The organism is Chloroflexota bacterium, assembly GCA_020850535.1.
In the GTDB taxonomy this organism is placed as follows: Bacteria; Chloroflexota; UBA6077; order UBA6077; family JACCZL01; genus JADZEM01.
Map to the genome: position 1 here is coordinate 1 of JADZEM010000165.1, position 19798 is coordinate 19798.

17 protein-coding genes are annotated in these 19798 nt (G+C 69.1%); 9 read left to right on the top strand and 8 right to left on the bottom strand.

Features of this window, described 5'->3' with window-relative positions:
* The 6 genes from IT306_23600 to IT306_23625 all read right to left on the bottom strand — a co-directional run.
* Positions 1 to 1201, bottom strand: a 1201-nt coding sequence (locus IT306_23600; protein ID MCC7371424.1) for an ABC transporter ATP-binding protein, incomplete at its 3' end; no start/stop codon positions are given.
* 49 nt (positions 1202 to 1250) lie between these two features.
* Positions 1251 to 2207 (bottom strand): nucleoside hydrolase, encoded by a 957-nt coding sequence (locus IT306_23605; GenBank protein ID MCC7371425.1) that lies wholly within the window; start codon positions 2205 to 2207, stop codon positions 1251 to 1253.
* Positions 2208 to 2331: 124 nt separating this feature from the next.
* Positions 2332 to 3270 (bottom strand): carbohydrate ABC transporter permease, encoded by a 939-nt coding sequence (locus tag IT306_23610; GenBank protein MCC7371426.1) that lies wholly within the window; start codon positions 3268 to 3270, stop codon positions 2332 to 2334.
* Positions 3270 to 4190, bottom strand: a complete 921-nt coding sequence (locus IT306_23615; GenBank protein MCC7371427.1) for a sugar ABC transporter permease — start codon at positions 4188 to 4190, stop codon at positions 3270 to 3272. The genes IT306_23610 and IT306_23615 overlap by 1 nt, the downstream gene beginning before the upstream one ends.
* A gap of 90 nt (positions 4191 to 4280) precedes the next feature.
* A complete protein-coding gene (locus IT306_23620) occupies positions 4281 to 5771 on the bottom strand; it encodes an extracellular solute-binding protein (protein ID MCC7371428.1) in 1491 nt (496 codons plus the stop codon).
* A 316-nt stretch (positions 5772 to 6087) separates the two neighbouring features.
* Entirely contained in the window at positions 6088 to 7092 is a 1005-nt protein-coding gene (locus tag IT306_23625; GenBank protein MCC7371429.1) for an SDR family oxidoreductase, read from the bottom strand.
* A 258-nt stretch (positions 7093 to 7350) separates the two neighbouring features.
* Between IT306_23625 and allB the strand changes: the two genes are divergently transcribed.
* The 7 genes from allB to IT306_23660 all read left to right on the top strand — a co-directional run bounded on the left by allB (position 7351) and on the right by IT306_23660 (position 15641).
* The gene (gene allB, locus IT306_23630) at positions 7351 to 8910 is read left to right on the top strand and encodes an allantoinase AllB (GenBank protein MCC7371430.1); all 1560 of its coding nucleotides are present in this window, start codon (positions 7351 to 7353) and stop codon (positions 8908 to 8910) included.
* Positions 8898 to 9500 (top strand): GNAT family N-acetyltransferase, encoded by a 603-nt coding sequence (locus IT306_23635; protein MCC7371431.1) that lies wholly within the window; start codon positions 8898 to 8900, stop codon positions 9498 to 9500. Before allB ends, IT306_23635 begins: the two co-directional genes overlap by 13 nt.
* Before the next feature lie 24 nt (positions 9501 to 9524).
* Entirely contained in the window at positions 9525 to 9878 is a 354-nt protein-coding gene (gene uraH / locus IT306_23640) for a hydroxyisourate hydrolase (GenBank protein ID MCC7371432.1), read from the top strand.
* A 418-nt stretch (positions 9879 to 10296) separates the two neighbouring features.
* A complete protein-coding gene (locus IT306_23645) occupies positions 10297 to 12381 on the top strand; it encodes a methyl-accepting chemotaxis protein (protein MCC7371433.1) in 2085 nt (694 codons plus the stop codon).
* Positions 12382 to 12813: 432 nt separating this feature from the next.
* Positions 12814 to 13722 carry an NAD(P)-dependent oxidoreductase gene (locus IT306_23650; GenBank protein ID MCC7371434.1) on the top strand — a complete coding sequence of 303 codons (909 nt, stop codon included), beginning with the start codon at positions 12814 to 12816 and terminating at the stop codon, positions 13720 to 13722.
* A 531-nt stretch (positions 13723 to 14253) separates the two neighbouring features.
* Positions 14254 to 14802: a 2-oxo-4-hydroxy-4-carboxy-5-ureidoimidazoline decarboxylase gene (locus tag IT306_23655; protein MCC7371435.1), complete on the top strand. Its 549-nt coding sequence runs from the start codon at positions 14254 to 14256 to the stop codon at positions 14800 to 14802.
* 269 nt (positions 14803 to 15071) lie between these two features.
* Positions 15072 to 15641: a hypothetical protein gene (locus IT306_23660; GenBank protein ID MCC7371436.1), complete on the top strand. Its 570-nt coding sequence runs from the start codon at positions 15072 to 15074 to the stop codon at positions 15639 to 15641.
* Between the two features lie 434 nt (positions 15642 to 16075).
* Here the strand turns inward: IT306_23660 and IT306_23665 are convergent, their stop codons facing one another.
* Positions 16076 to 16327: a hypothetical protein gene (locus tag IT306_23665; GenBank protein MCC7371437.1), complete on the bottom strand. Its 252-nt coding sequence runs from the start codon at positions 16325 to 16327 to the stop codon at positions 16076 to 16078.
* A 535-nt stretch (positions 16328 to 16862) separates the two neighbouring features.
* Between IT306_23665 and IT306_23670 the strand changes: the two genes are divergently transcribed.
* Positions 16863 to 18293: a hypothetical protein gene (locus tag IT306_23670; protein MCC7371438.1), complete on the top strand. Its 1431-nt coding sequence runs from the start codon at positions 16863 to 16865 to the stop codon at positions 18291 to 18293.
* 150 nt (positions 18294 to 18443) lie between these two features.
* Here IT306_23670 and IT306_23675 read toward each other — a convergent pair whose 3' ends face one another.
* On the bottom strand, positions 18444 to 19136 hold the full coding sequence (locus IT306_23675) for a DinB family protein (GenBank protein ID MCC7371439.1): 693 nt from the start codon (positions 19134 to 19136) through the stop codon (positions 18444 to 18446).
* Between the two features lie 139 nt (positions 19137 to 19275).
* Here IT306_23675 and IT306_23680 point away from each other — a divergent pair, with 139 nt between their 5' ends.
* A complete protein-coding gene (locus IT306_23680; protein MCC7371440.1) occupies positions 19276 to 19461 on the top strand; it encodes a hypothetical protein in 186 nt (61 codons plus the stop codon).
* Positions 19462 to 19798: the final 337 nt, after the last annotated feature.

Genomic DNA, 19798 nt, shown 5'->3' on the forward strand with positions numbered 1-19798 from the left:
CGTGCGGCTGACGCAACGCACCGGAGCCGTCACCGCTCCGGTCGAAGGGGAGGCCCTCACCCCCCGGCCTGGGAAGGCCCTCACCCCCCGGCCCCCTCTCCCTGAGCGCGGGAGAGGGGGAGACACACAAGACTGTCATTCCTCCCCCTCTCCCGCGCACAGGGAGAGGGGGCCGGGGGGTGAGGGCCTTCCCAGGCCGGGGGGTGAGGGCCTCCCCTTCGACCGGAGCGGTGACGGCTCCGGTGCGTTGCGTCAGCCGCACGAACAGCTCTTCCAGCGTCAGCCGCTCCTGGCGCATCTCGGTGATCAGGCCGCCGTGCGCGCTCACCAGCTCCGAGACGGCCCGCCGATGGTCCCCCTCGGCCGCGACGCGCACCCGCAGATGGCCGCTGCTGGCCGCGCCGTTCGGCGTCAGGGCGGCCTCTCGGACGAACGGCTGTGAGCGCAGCATGCTGACGGTGTCGTCGGTGACGCCCTCGACGTGCAGGGTGAGGACCGGGTCCGGCTCCAGGTGCGCGCTCAGCTGCGCAACGGTGTCCTCAGCCACGAGGCGCCCGCCGTAGAGGATGCCGACCCGGTCGGCCGTCCGCTCGACCTCGCTCAGGATGTGCGACGACAGCAGGATGGTGACGCCGCGCCGCCGCTGCTCGTCGGCCAGGATCTCGCGGACCTGGCGGATGCCGTGCGGGTCCAGCCCGGAGACCGGCTCGTCCAGGATCAGCAGCTCCGGCCGGTGCAGGAGCGCCCGGGCCAGACCGAGCTTCTGCTGCATCCCGCGCGAGTAGTCGCGAGCGCGCAGCCGGCGGAACTCGGACAGCTCCAGCCGCTCCAGCAGCTCCGAGGCGCGGCGCTCGGCATCCTCGACGCCGTACAGCCGCCCGAAGAACTGGAGATACTCCCAGGCGCTGAGGTCGTCTGGCAGGTACTGGGCCTCCCCGACGACGCCGATGCGTGGCTTGACGGTGAACGGATCGGGCGGGCCGGGCACGCCGAACAGCTCGACAGTCCCCGCTGTCGGCCGCTCGATGCCGAGCAGCATCAGGAGGGTGGTGGTCTTGCCGGCCCCGTTCGGCCCGAGGAAGCCGTACAGCTCACCGCGCCGGACCGTCAGATGGAGGTCGCGGACGGCGTCAACCGTGCCGTAGCGCCGGGCCAGCCCGGCCGCCCGCACGACGATGCCGCCGCCGCCGTCGGCGCTCATCGCCCAGAGATCCCGCCGGCGTCCGCCCTCATCCTACGGGGTTCCTGCCTTACCGGCCGCGCATCAGGTCGGACCAGCGCTGGATGAACCGCTGCCGATCCACTTCCAGCACGACGCTGGCGTTGGCGTGCTCGTGCTCGATCCACGGGCGGAAGTCGCCGACGGTCATGCCGCGCGTGTGCGTTCCCGTCAGCTCGACGTCGACGCGCACCGTGCGGGCATCCAGCACCAGCGACGGGTCGGCGGCGATCCCGAGCGTCAGCGCGTCGTGCATGGCGCACTCCCGCCGACCGCGCCGCGAACCGTAGATGTCGAGGTAGTTCTGGGTGATGGCGTGCAGATGCTTGCCGGCCACCGTGCCGCTGTCGCGCAGCTCGTCCAGCAGCGAGCCGGGGATCATCGTCTTGTCGGTCACGTCCAGCCCGACGGCCGTGACCGGCCAGCCGGCGTCGAACACGACCTGGGCGGCCTCCGGATCGTGCCAGATGTTGGCCTCGCCGAAGCGGTCGGCGTTGCCGTGGACGGTGAACGCGCCGCCCATCAGCACGACGCCCTTGTAGAGCTTCGCGATCTCGGGATCGGCCAGGACGGCCGTCGCGACGTTGGTGAGCGGGCCGGTCGGCACCAGGATCAGCTCGTGAGGGTGCTCGTGGGCCAGCCGCACGATCAGCTGCGCCGCCGACTCGGAGACCGGCTGCAAGGTCGGATCGGGCAGGTTGGTGTTGCCCTGGCCGTCGAAGCCGTGGATCGGGTTCGCTGGTGGCGGCCACTTCGGGTAGACCAGCGGCTTGGCTGCCCCCTTGGCCACGGGGATGCCTGGGCGATCCATCATCTCGAGCAGGCGCAGGGTGTTCCTGGTTGTGAGGTCAACGCTGATGTTGCCCCAGACGCAGGTCAGCCCGACGACATCGATCTCCGGCGCGAGCAGCCCGTAGAAGATCGCCATCGTATCGTCGACGCCGGTGTCGCAGTCGATGACGACGCGGACGGGATCGCGGTCAGCCATGTGCGGTTACCACCTGTCTACAAGCTTGGGAACAGAGACAGCCCCTCACCCCCGCCCCCCTCTCCCGTGTGCGGGAGAGGGGGCGGGGGGTGAGGGGCCCGCGGCGCCGGGTGAGGGACTCGCCTCACTTCATACCGGAGAGGACCGCGCCCCGGAAGTAGTAGCGCTGTCCGAAGAGGAAGAGGATCAGCACCGGGAAGACGGCCACCACCAGCCCGGCGAACGTCCGGCCCCAGTACACCGTGCGATCCGACGTCTGGCTGGCGATCATCACCTGGATCACCTGCAAGTCCAGCGAGCTGGTGGCGATCAGCGGCCAGTAGAACAGGTTCCAGATGAACTGGAACTCGATCAGCGCGGCCGTCGCGATGGCCGGCAGGGCGTTCGGGAAGATGATCTTCCAGAGGATCGCCCAGTAGGACGCGCCGTCCACCAGGGCCGCCTCGTCCAGATCCTTCGGGATGCCGCCCAGGAACTGCGTCAGCATGAAGACGATGAACGGGCTGGCGTAGAACGGCACGATCATCGCCCAGTACGAGTTCCGCAGGCCCATCTCGCTGATGACGAGGTACAGCGGCACCACCGTCACCTCGAAGGGCAGCAGGAAGGTGGCGAGCACGTACGCTGTCAGCCACTTCTTGCCGGGGAACGGCAGCCGCGCGAAGAAGTAGGCGGCCATCGTGTTGAAGAGCATCGAGGAGGAGACCACGGCCACGGCGATGATCCCCGAGTTCATCAGCCCCCGGTGGAAGCGCAGGCCGCCCTTGGCGCCCTCCTCGGAGATGCCGAAGATGTCGAGATAGCTCTGGATCGTCCACTCGACCGGCACGATGGTGTGCCAGCTGAACGGGAACATGTAGCCGTGAATCTCGATCTCGCGGCGCACCGAGCCGAAGAACATCCAGACGAACGGCAGCAGGAACACCACGACGATGACCGCGTAGGCGAGGTAGCGGAAGACCGGCTCGGCGAGGGCCGTGAGCCGCACCCGCGAGCCGTGAGCGGCGTCCGGCGGCCTGACGCTCGTGCTGCCAGTCGTCGGGTTGGTGGTGACGGTGGCCATCAGTACTCCGCCTGCCCCTTCAACGCCTTGAACTGGATGTAGCTCACGGCGACCAGCAGCGCCAGCACGAAGAACGACAGGGCGCTGGCGTACCCCATGTCGTTGTAGGCGAACCCGTTCTGGTAGATGTAGTAGACGATGGCGTTGGTGGCGAAGAACGGCCCGCCCTGGGTCATCACGAAGATCGGCACGAAGACCTGCATCGCGGAGATGGTCTGGGTGACCACCACGAACAGGGTGACCGGCTTCAGCAGCGGCAGGGTGATGTGCAGGAACCGCTGGAAGGGGCTGGCGCCGTCGATGGCGGCGGCGTCGTAGAACATCTCCGGGATGCCCTTGAGGCCCGCCACGAAGATGATCATGCTGAACCCGACCTCCTTCCAGACCATCATCAGGACGATGGAGGGCAGGGCCAGATCGGGGTTGCTCAGGAAGCCGTTGTGGCGGACCCCGAACGCGCCCATCATGCTCTGGAACAGGCCGAGATCCTTGTTGTACATCATCGACCAGAGCATGGCGGCGACCACCAGCGAGGTGACGACGGGGAAGAAGATGATGGTGCGGATGGCGCTCATGCCGCGCACCTCGCGCGAGACGAACATCGCCAGCAGCAGGGCCAGCACCACCTGGAGGGGCACCTTCATCAGCGCGTACTGGAAGGAGACCCACATCGACGACCAGAACAGGTCGTCTTCGAGGGCGCGGCGGTAGTTCTTCAGCCCGACGAAGTCGCCGAAGCCCCCGAGCAGGCTGTAGTCGTAGAGGCTCGCCTCGCCGGCCATGAAGATCGGGATGTAGCGGAAGATCGCGAAGTTGATCAGGGCCGGCGCGACGAACAGGAAGGCGACCAGGTACTGCCGGTGCTTGAGGGAGAGCAGTCTCGCGCCCGCCGCCGGCCTCGTGACCGATGCTGCAACCATCGGGGACTCCGTCTGGGTTTCGGGTGTCAGGTTTCGGGTGTCGGGGGACGGGAGATCCGCCCCCGACACCCAGAACCCGAAACCCAGAACCTACGGCAACGGCTTGGTCTGCCAGTCCTTGTACTTGGCAGTCAGGCTGTCCGAGCGTTTGGCGAGCGCTGTCATCAGCTGCTGGACGTTCAGGTTCTGGCCGGCGACGAGGTTGCCGACCAGCTCGATCATCAGGCCGTTGTACTCGGTGAAGCCGACGGTCTGGATGCGCGGCACGCCGGCCGCCTTGAACTGATCGAGCAGGAGCTTGCGCGGGTTCTGCTGGTAGTCTGGCAGGGTGTTCAGCAGGTCGAGGTGGGCCGGCAACTGGCCGAACCGCTCGTAGAAGATCCTGGAGCCGACGGGCCCTGAGACGAACTTGATGAACTCGGCGGCTTCCTTCTTGTTGGCGCTGTTCGCGCCGAGGCCGTAGTGCCAGCTGTCGGTGTGGCAGGCCTGCGCGCCGTCCTTGAAGTACGGGATGCCGGTGACGCCGTACTGGAAGGTGGCGTTGAGGCGCTTGTAGTTGCCGAGAGCGTTGTCTGGCGAGACGAAGAAGGCGGCGCGCTGGGTCATCCAGGCGTCGGGGATGCCTTCGACGGCGCTGACCTTGTGCTTCTGGTACAGCTCGTGGAAGAAGGTCATGCCCATGACGGCGGCTGGATCGTCGAAGTAGCCGGAGATGGTCAGGCCGTCCTCGGCGATGCCCTTGTAGGCCTTGCTGTCCTTCTTGCCGGCGGCGCGCCGCATGATGCCGGCTTCGTAGTCCTGGCCGGGCAGGTTCCCCTGGCCCCAGCGGACGCCGTAGACCTCGGGCGGGTTGTTGGTCTTCTGCCAGGCTTCGAGGGCCTGATCCATCGTCCAGGACTGTGCGAGGGCCTCGGGCGGCTTGACGCCGGCCTTGTCGGTCATGTCCTTGTTGAACCACATGACGGAGCAGGACTCCATCTGCGGCGGCGCGTAGAACTTGCCCCGGTAGGAGGAGGTGGCGAGCGAGGTGGGCGTCCAGCTCTTCTCGACGGTGGCCTTGTCGAACCACTCATCCATCGGGCTGATGATGCCGTTGTAGGCGAAGCTCCAGAGGTTGGGGCCGTCGGTCAGGATGATGTCGGTGGGGGCCTTGGCGGCGGCGTTGGCCTGGATCTTCGGGAAGAGCTGCGGGAAGGGGAGCAGCTCGAACTCGACGTCCACATCGGGGCGGAGCTTCTGGTACTCCTTGAGGACGGCGGTGAGGGCGAACTGCTGATCGTCGCTCTGGACGCCGATGAAGGAGAGCTTGACCGCCCCGGGCTTGGCTGCCTCGGCCGGTTTGGCCGCTTCGGCGGGCTTCTGGGCGGTGGTCGCGGCTGGCTGCGCGGCCGGCGCGGCGGGCTTGCTCTCAGCGGGCTTGGCCGCTTCGGCAGGCTTGCTCTCGGCCGGTTTGGCGGCCTCGGCAGGCTTGGCCGGCGCCTGGGTGGGCGCGGCGGGCGGGGACGCCGGCGCACAGGCCGACACGATCAGCAGGGCACCCAGGATGCCGCTGCATAGCCGGGAAAACTGCCATCCGGTCAACGTTGCACCTCCGGCGGCCTCTCGGAACGGCCCCCATTGGCCGTCGTGGACGGCATGATAGCGCGTGTCCGACCATGTGTCCAGACAGTTTTGAGGTCAGAATCAACAGACAATCATCTCGTTGTGTTGTGCTGCCTGGACAAGCGGGGCGGTGGCGGCAGGGGTGATGGGGTGGTCTCGACGGGCGTCCTGGGGAAACGAGAACGGCCGGGCCTCGTGTTGAAAGGCCCGGCCGTGGGTGTGCTGGCCGTGGGTGTGCTGGCCGTGGGTGTGCTGGCCGTGAGCGCGTCCTGATTGTGGGGCTGGACGTGCGCGGCTACGACGAGGCGCCGGCCTCGACCTGTTCGCGGAAGTAGGGGATGGTCCGCCGCAAGCCCTCGGCCAGCGGCACCGTCGGCTCGAAGCCGAGCAGCGCCTTCGCACGGGTGATGTCTGGCTGGCGGACCTTCGGATCGTCCACGGGCAGGGGGCGGTGCTCGATCTTGCTCCGGCTGCCGGTGAACTCGAGCACCTGTTCGGCCAACTGGGCCACGGTGAACTCGACGGGGTTGCCGATGTTGACGGGCAGGTGGATGTCCTCGATGGTCGGATCGACCGCCGAGAGGTCGGCCACGGTGGAGGGGCCGGTGTCGTCGTGCATGAGCAGCCGCCAGATGCCGTCGATCAGGTCGTCGACGTAGGTGAAGGAGCGGGTCTGCTCGCCGGCGCCGTAGATGGTGAGCGGCTGGTCGGTGAGGGCCTGCACGATGAAGTTGGAGACGACGCGGCCGTCGTTCGGGCGCATCCGTGGGCCGTAGGTGTTGAAAATGCGGACGATGCGGGTGTCCAGGCCGTGGTAGCGGTGGTAGGCCATGGTGATGGCCTCGGCGAAGCGCTTGGCCTCGTCGTAGACGCCGCGCGGGCCGACGGGGTTGACGTGGCCCCAGTACCCTTCTGGCTGGGGGTGGACCTGGGGATCGCCGTAGACCTCGGAGGTGGAGGCGATCAGGAAGCGGGCGTTCTTGGCCTTGCAGAGGCCGAGAGCCTTGTGGGTGCCGAGGCTGCCGACCTTGAGGGTGGGGATCGGCATGCGGAGGTAGTCGATGGGGCTGGCCGGCGAGGCGAAGTGGACGACGGCGTCGAGCTGGCCGGGCAGGTAGAGGAACTCGGTGACGTCCTGCTTGACGAAGCGGAAGCCGGGATGGCCGAACCGGTGGGCGAGGTTATCCTCGCGGCCGGTGATCAGGTTGTCGAAGACGATGACCTCGTGGCCAGCCTCAAGGAGGCGGTCCGTCAGGTGCGACCCGAGAAAGCCAGCCCCGCCGGTGATCAGACAGCGCACGATCGAACGTCCTCCACCCTGGCGCGCGTGGGATGCATCTGAGCCGCGCATCTCCCGCGAGGGCCTGCAAGTCTCAACGGCGGAAGGATACACGGTAGGGACACCAGCGCCGCGAAACGTCGAGAAAGCCGAACTGGCAGTCCCAGTACAGCACGAGGCTGTTCGGGCTGCAGGCGGTAAGGGCTGCCGGAGGATGGGGCTGCCAGCCGGCTGCCAGGCGGTACGCCGCGCCGGCCAGCGTCGGCGACATCCGCCGAGATGAGCCGTCGTATCAAGAACGGACGATCTTTCACCCGGCTGCGACCCATCCTCCCACGCGCTCCGCACGCAAAACCGTTTGCCTTGCAACCTCTTACACCCCGCGCGTACGATGCCGTCGCCCGCGCTCGGCTCGCGAGGCGTACAGGAGAGGATTGCGCCGTGAAGGCAGACCTGCTCATTGCGGGCGGCACGCTCGTTTCCGAGCACGAGGCGGTGAGGGCGGACGTCGCTGTCGTCGGCGGACGCGTCGCCGCCATCCTCGATCCCTCCTCCGCCGTCGAGGCTGAGCGCCGGGTTGACGCCACCGGCAAGCTCGTGCTGCCGGGCCTTGTGGACGGCCACGTCCACTTCAACGAGCCGGGCCGGATCCACTGGGAGGGGTTTGCCACGGGCAGCGCCGCTGCCGCCGCCGGCGGGATCACCACCGTCCTCGACATGCCCCTCAACAACGATCCGCCCACCCTCGACGGCGCGAGTCTGGCCCTCAAGGCCGCTGCCGTGGCCGACAAATCGGTGGTGGACTACGGTCTCTGGGGCGGCATTGTGCCGGCCAACCTCGGGCAACTGGGCGAGCTGCACGCCGGTGGCGTGGTGGCCGCCAAGGCGTTCATGTGCCACAGCGGCCTGGACGGCTACCCGGGCGTCGACGACGCCTCGCTCTACGGGGCGCTCCGGCGGGGGGCCGAGCTGGGGATGACCGTCGGGCTGCACGCCGAGAGCGATGGCCTGACCACGGCGCTCGGCGGCGAGGCCCAGGCGGCCGGCCAGAAGGATGCCCGGGCCTGGGCCTCGGCGCGCCCGCCCTTCACCGAGCTGGAGCCGGTCCGGCGGGCGCTGCTGCTGGCGCGCGAGACCGGCGCCTCGGTCCACTTCGTCCACGTCAGCACTCCCGAGGCCGTCCGCGAGGTCGCGGCGGCCCGCGCACATGGCGTCCGGGCCACGCTGGAGACCTGCCCGCACTACCTTGCGCTGGACGAGGATGACCTGGCCCGCCTCGGCCCGTACGGCAAATGTGCGCCGCCGCTCAGGCCGCGCGCCGTGGTCGAGGCTCTGTGGCAAGAAGTCCTGGCTGGCCGCGTGGACCTGATCGCCTCGGACCATTCGCCCTGCCCGCCGGCGGACAAGGATCGCGGCCACGACGACATCTGGCTGGCCTGGGGCGGCCTGCACGGCGTCCAGACCCTCCTGCCGGTCCTGCTGACGGAGGGCGTCCACGCCCGCGGCCTGTCGCTGAAGGCCCTCGTGCGGCTGACTTCGGCGGCCACGGCCCGGCGCTACGGACTCTACCCACAGAAGGGCGCGCTGCTCGTCGGGTCAGACGCCGACATCGCGATCGTCGATCCAGACGCCGCCTGGACGCTCGACGCCAGCATGCTCAAGACGCGCTGGCCGCTCAGCCCGTTCCTCGGCAAGGCGTTCCGGGGGCGCGTCTGTACGACCATCCTCCGGGGGACCGTCGTCTGCCAGGATGGCGAGATCCAGGTGCAGCCGGGCTTCGGGCAGCGGCTGTTCCCGGCGTCGGCAAGCTCGGGGTGCAGGCAGGCATGCTCGCCGTGACGACAGATGCGCCCGAGCTGATCCGCGACCTCTCGTACGAGCTGGTGACCGCGCTCGAAGAGGAGCTGTACCAGCACAGCGTCGGCGTCACCGGCCTGGGCGGCGGCGCGACGTTTGGCGTCCTGAAGCGGGACGCGGCTGGTGAGTTGCTGGGAGGCCTCTACGCGACCACCTGGGCCGGCTGGCTGGACATCCGCCTGCTGTGGGTCCGCGAGGACGCCCGTGGGCAGGGGCTTGGCAGCCAGTTGCTCGCGGCCGCCGAAGCCGAAGCCCTCGCACGTGGCTGCCACAGCGCCACGCTGGAGACGCACAGTTTCCAGGCCCCGGCGTTCTACGTGCGGCACGGGTACACGGTCTTCGCCACGCTCGACGGCTATCCGCCCGGCCACAGCAAGCAGTATCTGCAAAAATCGTTGCGTGCCGCCCCCGCCGCAATGGATACCAGCAGGACACCCCATCTTCCGGCCCCTCCCGCACCGCTGGCAAGTCCCTCGGCCGATACTCCCACTGCTCCCCCGCCTGCTCCCCCGCCAGCGCCCCCGCCAGCGCCTGCACCTGCGCCCCCACCAGCACCCCCATCCTCACGTTGATACCCGGTCTCTCGTGGAGTCTTGATGTCTGCGCCCACCCCTTCGATTTCGACCCATGTGCTTGACAATGAGCGCGGCGTCCCGGCCGTCGGCGTCCGGGTGACGCTCGAGCGGCTCGACGGGGACACCTTCGTCACGCTCACCGACCTGCTGACCGACGCTGATGGCAGGATCGGCAACTTGCTGGCGCCGTTCGATCTGCAGCCGGCCACCTATCAGATCAGCTGGGATGCCGGCAGCTACTTCCGGGGGAAGAGCGGCGACGCGCCGTTCGTGCGGATCGTGTCGGTCGCCTTTCAGATCACGGACACCCGCCGCCACTACCACATTCCGCTGCTGATGACCCGCTTCAGCGGCACGACGTATCGCGGCAGCTGACCCCGCGCCACGCCGCCAACAGCCTGGAAGGCCCTCACCCCCGGCCCCTCTCCTTGTGCGCGGGAGAGGGGGGATGAGCAGCACGACGGCTGTTCCTTCGTATTCGGGCGTGACGGCCTGGGGTAAGCGCGGTTCTCGCTTCCCTCCCCTCTCCCGCGCACAGGGAGAGGGGCCGGGGGTGAGGGCCTCCGTTCACCTCGGCCTGCGCCTGCCGGCAGCGCATCCGCTGCCTGGCCGATCCATTCCGTCTACTGACGGATCTGCGCGCCGGAATGTCCAATCCGTCCCCCCAGGTGCGTTGTCACAGTTGTTCAGAGAGGGCACGCTCGCCGCCCCGAAATCGTCAGGGACTCTTTCTCGGTACGGCAAGGCTATCGTGGGGCCACTCAGGCGTGCGTGCAACAGATGGAGGATACAGGTGCGCGGTGGGATCGGAGTCAAGTTGCTGGCAGCGGTCGGCGTCGTCATCTTCGGGTTGGCGGCCGTTGGCTTCATCGGCTGGCAGAACACAGTGACGTTCAGTCAGTCTGCGGCCGAGATCTACGAAGACGGCGTCGTTATGTCGATCCAGTTGGCGCGGATCCAGCGCGGACTCTATGAGCTGCGCCTGGGCGGCTCTGGCCAGGCGTATCACACCGCCAACGCCGAGAAGCGCGTTCAGATCCTCAAGGCTGACGAGGGCTGGCTGAAGCAGGTCGACGACAACATGTCGGCGCTGATGGCCGCCTCGTCCAGCCCCCGAGAGGCCGAGCAGATCAATGCCTGGCACGAGATCTATCCAACGTTCCTCGAGGCTCGCAAGCGGACCATCGCCCTGGTGGATGCTGGAAAGGATGCCGAAGCGAACACCCAGCGGACCGGCGAGACGGCCGCGCTTCTGCAGCAGGCGATCCTGGTGACCGAGAAGCTGCTCGAGATCCAGGACATCGAGAGTACCGCCGTCAATGCTGAGCTGGTCGAGACATCGGTCACGTCGAAGCTGCTGCTCTCCACGGCGATCCTGCTCTCGCTGATGCTGGGCGGGGGGCTGGCGCTCTACGTCACCCGCTCGATCACCTTGAGCGTCCGCGAGGTCACCGACGCCGTGCGCGGGTTGGCCGCCGGCGATATCGAGCAGGAAGTGACCTACCGTGCGCGCGACGAGCTGGGCGAGATGGCGGATGCTGTCCGCACGATGATCGTGCATCAGCGTGAGATGGCCAGGGCTGCACAGTCTATCGCGTCGGGCGATCTGACGACGGAGATCCACCCCGCCTCTGACCGCGATGTGCTCGGGCACGCCTTCGTCGAGATGATCGGCGGTCTGAACGGCTCGATCACGAACGTCAACGACGCTGCCGTGACGCTCACCTCCACGTCGCACCACCTGGGCCGGGTGGCTGACGAGGTCACCAACGTCGTGGAGCAGGTGGCGCAGGCCATCTCGCAGATCGCGACGAACGCCCAGGAGCAGGCGGTTGCCGCCGTTTCCAGCAACAAGTCGGTGGCGCGGCTGCGCGAGTCCGTGGAGCAGGTGTCACGCGGGGCAGCCGAGCAGACGCGCTCGGTGTCCGAGGCGTCGGTGACCACCGAGCGGATGGCGAACGGCGTCGAGCAGGTGGCGGCCAACGCGAAGTCGCTGGCGGCCGCCTCGCAGCAGACGCGGGCCTCGGCCGAGCAGGGCGCACAGGCCGTGCAGCGGACCGTCAGCGGGATGGCCGAGATCCACGCGGTCGTGTCGCAGGCGAGCGACCGGGTCGAAGACCTGGGGCGGCTGGGCGAGCGCATCGGGCTGGTGGTCGAGACCATCGACGACATCGCCGAGCAGACCAACCTCCTGGCCCTGAACGCCGCCATCGAGGCGGCCCGGGCTGGCGAGCACGGTCGCGGCTTCGCGGTGGTCGCCGACGAGGTCCGCAAGCTGGCCGAGCGCTCCCAGCGCGAGACCAAGGCGATCTCGGACCTGATCCGGGACGTGCAGTCCGGGACGCGCGAGGCCGTGACGGCGATGGCGCTGGGCACGTCGAAGGTGAACGAGGGCTCGGCGGAGGCCGATCAGGCGGGCCGCGCCCTGGACGAGATCCTGACGGCGATGGAGTCCACCGTCCAGCAGATCGAGGTGATCGCGGCGGCGGCGCAGGACATGGCGGGGCAGAGCCGGGCAGCCTCCGAGACGATGCAGGTGATCACGGCGACGGCCGAGGAGACGACGGCCGCCTCCGAGGCGATGATCGACGCGGCCCACGAGGTCGGCGAGTCGATCGGGTCGATCACGGCGAACTCGGCGCAGAACAGCGCGGCGACGGAGGAGGTCTCGGCGGCCGCCGAGGAGATGACGGCGCAGATCCAGCAGATGTCGGATCAGTCGCAGGCGCTGGCGCGGACGGCCGAGCAGCTCCAGGCGCTGGTGGCGCGGTTCACGCTGGAGGCCCAGGCGCTGGCCGGCCAGCCGGCGCTGCGGCGGCGGGCCGAGGATTGGGGCGCAGCCTCCGGGGCCAGCAAGGGCGCGCGCCGGGCGTCCTGACCCCTGCCCGCGCGTCCAGGCCACACACGACATCCGAAGACACCCAGAAAGAGGGGCGGCCCACACGGGCCGCCCCTCTGCCGTGCCGTCTCTCGCGAGCGCAGCCGCCCTGCAGCGAGCCGTCGCAGCGGCAGTGCACCCGTGCGCTCGTGCACGCCTTTCGTCCGACGTATGGTGGTATCGCTGCCGTGAGCCTGGGGGATTCGCGGTGCGGCGCATCGCCCGCCACCTGCCGGCTGGCCGGGGGTGACGTATGCGCGGCGTGAGGCGCGCGGTTTCCCTGGCGTCGGGCTCCCTGCCTGCCGGGCTCCCTGCCTGCCGGGCTCCCTGCCTGCCTGAGATGTGGCGCGCCTGCTGGGTGCTACCATGCCGTCAGCCGCGCCGGGGGGATGCGGCCTGACACACCGTCACCGTTGACTGGGAGTGGACACCATGAAGGTCGCATACATCGGGTTGGGGACGATGGGCAGTCGGATGGTCCGGAACCTCTTGAAGGCCGGCCATGATGTGGTCGTCAACGACGTGCGCCGCGAGGCCGCCGAGCCGCTCATCGGCCTCGGGGCGCGCTGGGCCGACAGCCCGGCCCTGGCCGCCAGCGCCGCCGAGCTGACCTTGACCTCGCTGCCCGGCCCGCGCGAGGTCGAGGCCGTCTCGATGGGTGAGAGCGGCGTCCTCCAGGGCATCCCCGAGGGGGCCGTCTACGCCGACCTCTCGACCAGCTCCGTCAGCCTGGCCCGCCGCATCGACGCCGCCTTCCGCGAGCGTGGCGTGCACGCCCTGGACGCGCCCGTCAGCGGCGGCCCCTACGGCGCAGAGACCGCCACCCTGATCCTGATGGTCGGCGGGGACCGAGCCGTCTACGACCGCGTCAAACCGGCCCTGGACGCCATCGGCAACAACGTCACGTACATCGGCGAGGCCGGCGCAGGGGCCGTCGCCAAGCTGGTGCACAACATGATCGGCATCGCCTCGGCGCAGTTGATGGCCGAGGCGTTCACCCTCGGCGTCAAGGCTGGCGTCGACCCCGAGCGCTTGCTCGAAGCGGTGCGCGGCGGCGCGTATGGCAAGGGGATGAGCCTCTCGCAGGGCGTCCCGCAGGTCGTCTTCAAGGGCGATTTCGACAACCCGCGCTTCGCGCTGGCGCTCGCCCGCAAGGATCTCGGCCTCGCGACGGAGCTGGCGCGCGAGCTGGGCGTGCCGATGGCGATGGCGGCGGTGGCCGAACAAGGCATGATAGAGGCGATGAATCGGGGATTCGGCCCGAAAGACTCCAGCGCCGTCTGGCTGCTCCAGGAGGAGCGCACCGGCGTGCAGGTCCGGACGGAGCCGAACGCCGAGTAGTGCAGAATCTGCCTGTCGCCTGGTGCCGCACCACGTGAACATGGCCGGGGCCGTCATCCCGAGCGAAGCGAGGAACAGCACCCTCCCGTCATCCCAACCGTAGCGAGGAACGAGCGAAGTGGAGGGATCTTCCCTCAGCATGGGCCAGACCAGATGGGGAAGATCCCTCGGCTCCACTCGCAAGCTCGTTCCGCTCGGGATGACCGGGATAGCATGCAAGCTCACTCCGCCCAGGGCGATTGCATGTTCAGTGGTGTACCCGAAGCATCATGGAACGGGCGGTCGGGGACTGAAGTCCCCGCCTACACGCATTCAGTCGCTGCGCGACGGAGACCGGGAACAGCCGTCGTCCGGTGAGACTGGAGCGTCGCGCAGCGACTGCAGGAGTGTAGGCGGGGCTTTCAAGCCCCGACGCCGCTGCACGACGACATCAACATGCAATCGCCCTGTCACTCCGCCCGGGATGACGGTTGCTGTCCGTCTTCGCGTGGTACCGTGCTCGGCCTACGTCCTCCAAAGGAGCGCGCCCCTGTGACTGCCGCCCCGACGCCGACTCTCCTGCCCATCGACGAGGTCAACCGTCTCCCGCTCGACGCCTTCACCGAGGCTCTGCGCCCGCTGTTCGAGGCGGCCGGGCCGCTCGGGGAGCGGGTTGCGGCTGGCCGGCCGTTCGCCAGCTACGCTGCGCTGCTCGCCTACGCCGACAGCACGGTTGAGACGCTCGGCCCCGACGAGCAGGTCACGGTGGTCAACGCGCACCCGAGGATCGGCGAGTCGGCGGCGGTGGTCAAGGAGACCTCGGCGCTCTCCTACCGCGAGCAGGGCTACGACGCCGAGGCGAGCATCCCGCGCGCGGAGCTGGAGCAGACCTACGCCGAGCTGGCCCGCCTGAACGCCGAGTACGAGGCGAAGTACGGCTTCCGCTTCGTGGTGTTCGTCAACGGGCGCTCGAAGGCGGCGATTCTGGCGGTGCTGAAGGAGCGTATCACCCGCCCGCGCGAGGAGGAGCTGCCACTGGCCCTCCACGAGATGCTGGCCATCGCGCGGGACCGGCTGAAGAAGCTCCAGGCGAGCGCGTAGCCGCCAGAGGCCGCCCCCACGCCCAGGGCCGCCGCCCACGCCCAGGGCTGCCCGGGCCCGCCGGCCGTCCGCATCCCCGCCCCTGCGTGGCACTGCTGCTTTTGGGAGGCGTTACCCTGCAGGGCGGGCTGAACCCGGCCACGGCGGCTCCTCGGGATGTCAGCGATGTTTCAGCCCCGCGGCCCCTTCTCGCCTGCACTTCAGGCGATGATGATGGTGCGGACGGCGCTCCTGCCGTCGAGCACCCGGGGACAGAAGAGGAACACACCATGATGCGGATCTCGCTCAAGCGCACGGCGCTGGCTGGCGCGCTGGCGCTCACGACCATCGGGGCCACGCTCGGCGTGGCAGGCGCGCAGGGCCTGCCCGTCAGCGGGCCAGACCACGCGATCCAGCAGGGCTACCCGGGCGGCCCGAACCAGCCCGGCCGGCCTGGGCGCGGCGAGGGCAACGGGAGCGGCGAGCAGCGCCCGCAGTTGACCGACGAGCAACGCCAGCAGATGGAGCAGCAGCGTGAGGCTGCCCAGCAGCGCTACATCGACGCGCTGGCGAAGAACCTCGGGATGGACTCGAGCACCGTCAAGGCCGCGCTCGAACAGACCCAGAAGGACATGCAGGCTGCGCGGATCGCGGAGATCAAGCAGGCTGTGACGGACGGCAAGCTGACCCAGGAGCAGGCCGACCAGCTGATCGAGCGGATCGAGAACGGCGGCCCCGGCGGGCCGATGATGGGCGGCCCGGGCATGGGTGGCCCGGGCATGGGTGGCCCGGGCATGGGTGGCCCCGGCATGGGTGGCCCCGGCATGGGCGGCCCCGCTGGCCCGCAGGGCAACCGCTGAGCCGCTCCCTTTTCTGACTGGCCGCGTCCCCGCCCACCGGGGACGTGGCCGCCTTTCCCCCGGCCCTCTCGCTCCGCGTGCAGGAGACTGCCCCTCTCGCACGCGCGAGCGAGAGGTTTGGGAACGGGGACACCTCAGCTGTCAACGCACGCCGGTGGTACAGGGTCGCCCATGTAAAGATCTCATCACAAAAATGTGCGATCCGCCCGCTGAGCAGCAATTCGGCGAGGTGATCCCGTTAAATAGTGATCTGGGAAGCCGTGGTCACCAGCCACCGATCCCGCCCCCGCTCGGCCCGTGTACGTGTCAGGTGCACGGGCCCTCTTCTTGCCCCTGCGGCCGTTGTCTGCCGTGGTGCGCGCGGGTGCGCTCGCCATGCGAGGGCGGCGGTCGCTGCCCCAGAGCCTCCCTCGCATCGCGGCGGCGTGCGGAGGCTACCGATCGTCCGCCGCCGCGGTGATCCGCATAGCCTCCGCGATCGACGCGCGCGCCTCGCTGCACCACTCGCTGTGCTCGGGTGTTGACGGCTGGTACTCCACGCAGAAGCACGGCAGCGAATCGCCCTCGATGTGGCGCTCGGCCACCCCCTCCAGGGCCTGCCGGAGCCGGATCACCAGCCCGAGCAACTGCGCGACTGAGAGCTTCTGTTCCTGAGGCCGTTCCATTGCGGAATCTTGGTAAATCATAGTCAGTCTGTCTCCTCATTCAGGCCCAAGGTGCGTTCTTGAAGCCGTTCGCCGCCTGCCAGACTGGCCGCCTGCCAGGGAGAGCGGCGGTCGGTGATCGGCCTGTGGCTTTCGATCGGCGAGGCGCGGGCGCAACACCAGCTCGCAATAGCATTCATGGTGAGCCTGGAGGGAAAGTCTCAAGAGCCAGCCTTTGCGGATCTACGCACCTGCCACGCGGTGGAACGGTGCGCTCCCCCGTTATGTCGACGATGAATGAACGATCACCCATCGCTATTGTATCGCAGGAAGGCGAATCTGGGACAGTCGCTCGTCACGAATGCACACGCGCCGCAGCAAGAGCATGCCCATACGCACAAATGCACGAGTGTGGCGCAGCCCGCGCGAACCGAGGCATCATCTTTGAGATAGGATGGGCGGTCCCGCGCTGCCCTTCTCGCACGCCGACTAGGTGGGACAGCCAGCTTGCAGGGCTGCCTTCCGGACCTGTCCTTGCTCACACTGCTTCCAGATACTCTCGCTGAAGGTCGTTCCTGTGAGCTTTCCCCTTCCTTATGACGCGGCCGGTGCAGTGCCTCCGCTGCTGCCGCCGTTGCCATCCTCGGCGGCCGCGGCGGCCCCGGGGATCGATCTCGCCAGGCTGCGCCGCGCTCTCTGCGATGTCGGCCAGGTCACCCGTATCGAGCAGCTTGGCCAGAGTGGCCCGCCGCTCGCGTCGGCTGGCAGCCACAGCCTCTTCCACTGCCTGTTCGGGCGCGACTCCCTGCGGATGTCGCTCGATCTGTTGTCGGACTTCCCGCTGGTCGCCCGAGCGACGCTGCTGGCCCTGGCCGGTCTCCAGGGAGTGCGGACCCTGCCACGCGCAGAAGAGGAGCCGGGCCGCATCCTCCACGAGCATCGCCAGCTGGGAGACCCCCTGCTGCCCGAGCTTGAGCGCTTCTGGACGTTTCCCTACTACGGTGCGGTGGACAGCACGCCGCAGTGGATCCACCTGCTGGCAGCGCATGCCGAGCTGTACGGCGACGCGATCCTTGCCGAGACGGTGATAGACCGACTCGGGCAGGCGCGCACGCTGCTCGACGCGATGGAGGCGGCGCTCGGCTGGATCGTGAGCCGCCTCGACAACCCCGTGGGCGGCGGCTACCTCTGGGTGCGCCGCGCCCATCCCCACGGCATCCCCAACCAGGTGTGGGAAGATTCGGCGGACTCGTACTACCACGCCGATGGCGTCCTGTTCGACGTGACCCGGCCGTACGCGCCGGTGGCGGTCCAGGGCTACGTCTACGATGCCCTCCTGGGGGCCGCCGAACTGTCCGAGCGCACACCGGCCGCCGCAGGCCGGCCGCTCCTCGAGCCGGCCACGCTGCGTCAGCGGGCGGCCGACCTCCGCGAGCGCTTCCTGGCCCAGTTCTGGCAGCCGGATCTCGGCACGTTCGCCCTGGCACTCACGTTCGACGGCGATCCGCCGTCGCCGGGCCGCCCGGCCCGGGTGATCGCGTCAAGCCCTGGGCACCTGCTCGCCAGCCGCCTGCTCGACGGCGACGACGTGGCCTCGCTCCGAGGACAGCTGATCGCGCGGCTGTTCCAGCCCGACATGCTGGCCGGGGCTGGCATCCGGACCCGCTGGACTGGCTCGCCGCGCTTCCGCGCCGGCTCGTACCACAACGGCTCGACGTGGCCGATGGACACGGGAGTCATCGCGGATGGGCTGCGCCGTCACGGCGTACACGCCCTGGCCGATGAACTGGAGTCGCGCATCCTGGCTGGCTGCGGGCAGGCCGGGGCCTTCCCCGAGTTCTTTCGTGGGGATCCCGATGGCAGCATCGCCATCAACGTGACCACGCTCGACGTGCTGCAGGACGGGGTGACCAACCGGCTCGAGCAGCCGCCGCAGATGGAGCAGGGCTGGACGATCACTCGGGTCTGGAGCATCCTCCGCCGGCGCGGCGCCATCGCCGCCGTGTGACCCCTCGCCCGACGCCCGCCTGACGATGCGACGTCAGATGAAGCGGTCGCGCCCGTCGCAGAATGTGCGGCAAGGCCCGTGCCGGCCAGGACGAATCGATGGCCGGCCAGGACGCTTTGACGCAGGCGATGCACGGGCCGAGGCTGGAGATCAGGTGGCGTAGCTGGCGCGGGTCTTGACTGTGCCGTCCCACTCCGAGAGCGGGCCGCCCTGCCAGGCCCAATCCGCGCCGACGCGGTCATGCCCGGGCAGCTCCAGGCGGCCGGTCGCCCAGCGGAGTGCCGCCCACGGCTCGACGTTCGTGGGCGCCCAGGGGAAGAGTCGCCTGACGGCCCGCTGGCATACGCCTGGGGGCGGCCCGAACGTCGCGCCCAGGCTGCGCGCGATGTCGTCGGTGTGCAGGAAGATCTCGGTGCAGGCGATGGCCACGTAGCCCTCGGGGTCGGGCCGCCCCCAGATCCGGAAGCCGCGCGCTGTCGGCTCGGCGGCCCGCACCACGACGTCGAGCACGCCCGCGCGCAGCCGCAGCAGCGCCAGCAACTGCGCGATGCTCAGGTTCGGGTCGCGGAGCTGATCGGGCGGGGTCGGGTCGCCGGTCGGTGTGGCAAGCCAGCGGCTGTATTTGTCGAGCGCGATGGTCACATGTTCGAGGGTCCAGCGGCAGGTCCACTCCAGGCCGGTGGCCGGCTGCGACCAGTCAGCCTCGCTCAGGGGCAGCAACGCGGTCTCGCAGACGCGGGCCGCCACGCGCACATCCTCCGCCTGCGGGGCGCTGGCATGGTGCGGATCACTCGCATGGCCCGTCGATCCTCCGGCCCCGGTCGTCGCTCCCTGCTCTGTCACGGTGCAACCCTCCCTGCATCGCATGGGTACCTGAACGGGATCGTACTGCCCGGCCGATGCTGGTCGCTGCTCGCCAGCAGGCCGGTACGCGCTCTGCATCACCCGGCGGCAGAAGCATGAGCGATCAGGAGGATTCTCGATGGCGCAGAAGAAGCAGCAGGACGACAAGCCGCTGCGAGGCGTCGGTGCGAAGGAGCAGCGGATGTACGAGCACATCCGAGACGAGGCGACGGACGATCATCGCTACGGCAAGCGCGCCGAGGAGGTGGCGGCCCGGACGGTCATGAAGCACCACCGCGAGGAGCATCACAAGACTGGCCAGTAGGAAAAAGTGCCATGATCGGCTCAACGCGATGCGCTCCGTGCCTTTCATCCTGAGCGCGAGCGCGATCCTGCTCTACGGCGGCTGCGGAGCGGTCAACGCGATGCGCTCGGTGCCTGTCGTCCTGAGCGCAGCGAAGGATCTCACCCGCTGACCGTCAAGATCGCGTCGGCGGGTGAGATCCTTCGCTGCGCTCAGGATGACAATTGCAGCTTGCACGCTTTCACCCCATCATTCCCACGCCCCACGCCCCACGCCCCACGCCCCACGCCCCACGCCCCACGCCCCACGCCCCACGCCCCACGCCCCACGCCCCACGCCCCACGCCCCACGCCCCACG

Excerpts from the sequence above, each read along its gene's own strand:
- IT306_23605 (MCC7371425.1), bottom strand. The coding sequence starts at position 2,207 with ATGGCTGACCGCGATCCCGTCCGCGTCGTCATCGACTGCGACACCGGC.
- IT306_23610 (MCC7371426.1), bottom strand. The coding sequence starts at position 3,270 with ATGGCCACCGTCACCACCAACCCGACGACTGGCAGCACGAGCGTCAGG.
- IT306_23615 (MCC7371427.1), bottom strand. The coding sequence starts at position 4,190 with ATGGTTGCAGCATCGGTCACGAGGCCGGCGGCGGGCGCGAGACTGCTC.
- allB (MCC7371430.1), top strand. The coding sequence starts at position 7,351 with ATGAGCCGTCGTATCAAGAACGGACGATCTTTCACCCGGCTGCGACCC.
- IT306_23635 (MCC7371431.1), top strand. The coding sequence starts at position 8,898 with ATGCTCGCCGTGACGACAGATGCGCCCGAGCTGATCCGCGACCTCTCG.
- uraH (MCC7371432.1), top strand. The coding sequence starts at position 9,525 with ATGTCTGCGCCCACCCCTTCGATTTCGACCCATGTGCTTGACAATGAG.
- IT306_23650 (MCC7371434.1), top strand. The coding sequence starts at position 12,814 with ATGAAGGTCGCATACATCGGGTTGGGGACGATGGGCAGTCGGATGGTC.
- IT306_23660 (MCC7371436.1), top strand. The coding sequence starts at position 15,072 with ATGATGCGGATCTCGCTCAAGCGCACGGCGCTGGCTGGCGCGCTGGCG.
- IT306_23665 (MCC7371437.1), bottom strand. The coding sequence starts at position 16,327 with ATGATTTACCAAGATTCCGCAATGGAACGGCCTCAGGAACAGAAGCTC.
- IT306_23680 (MCC7371440.1), top strand. The coding sequence starts at position 19,276 with ATGGCGCAGAAGAAGCAGCAGGACGACAAGCCGCTGCGAGGCGTCGGT.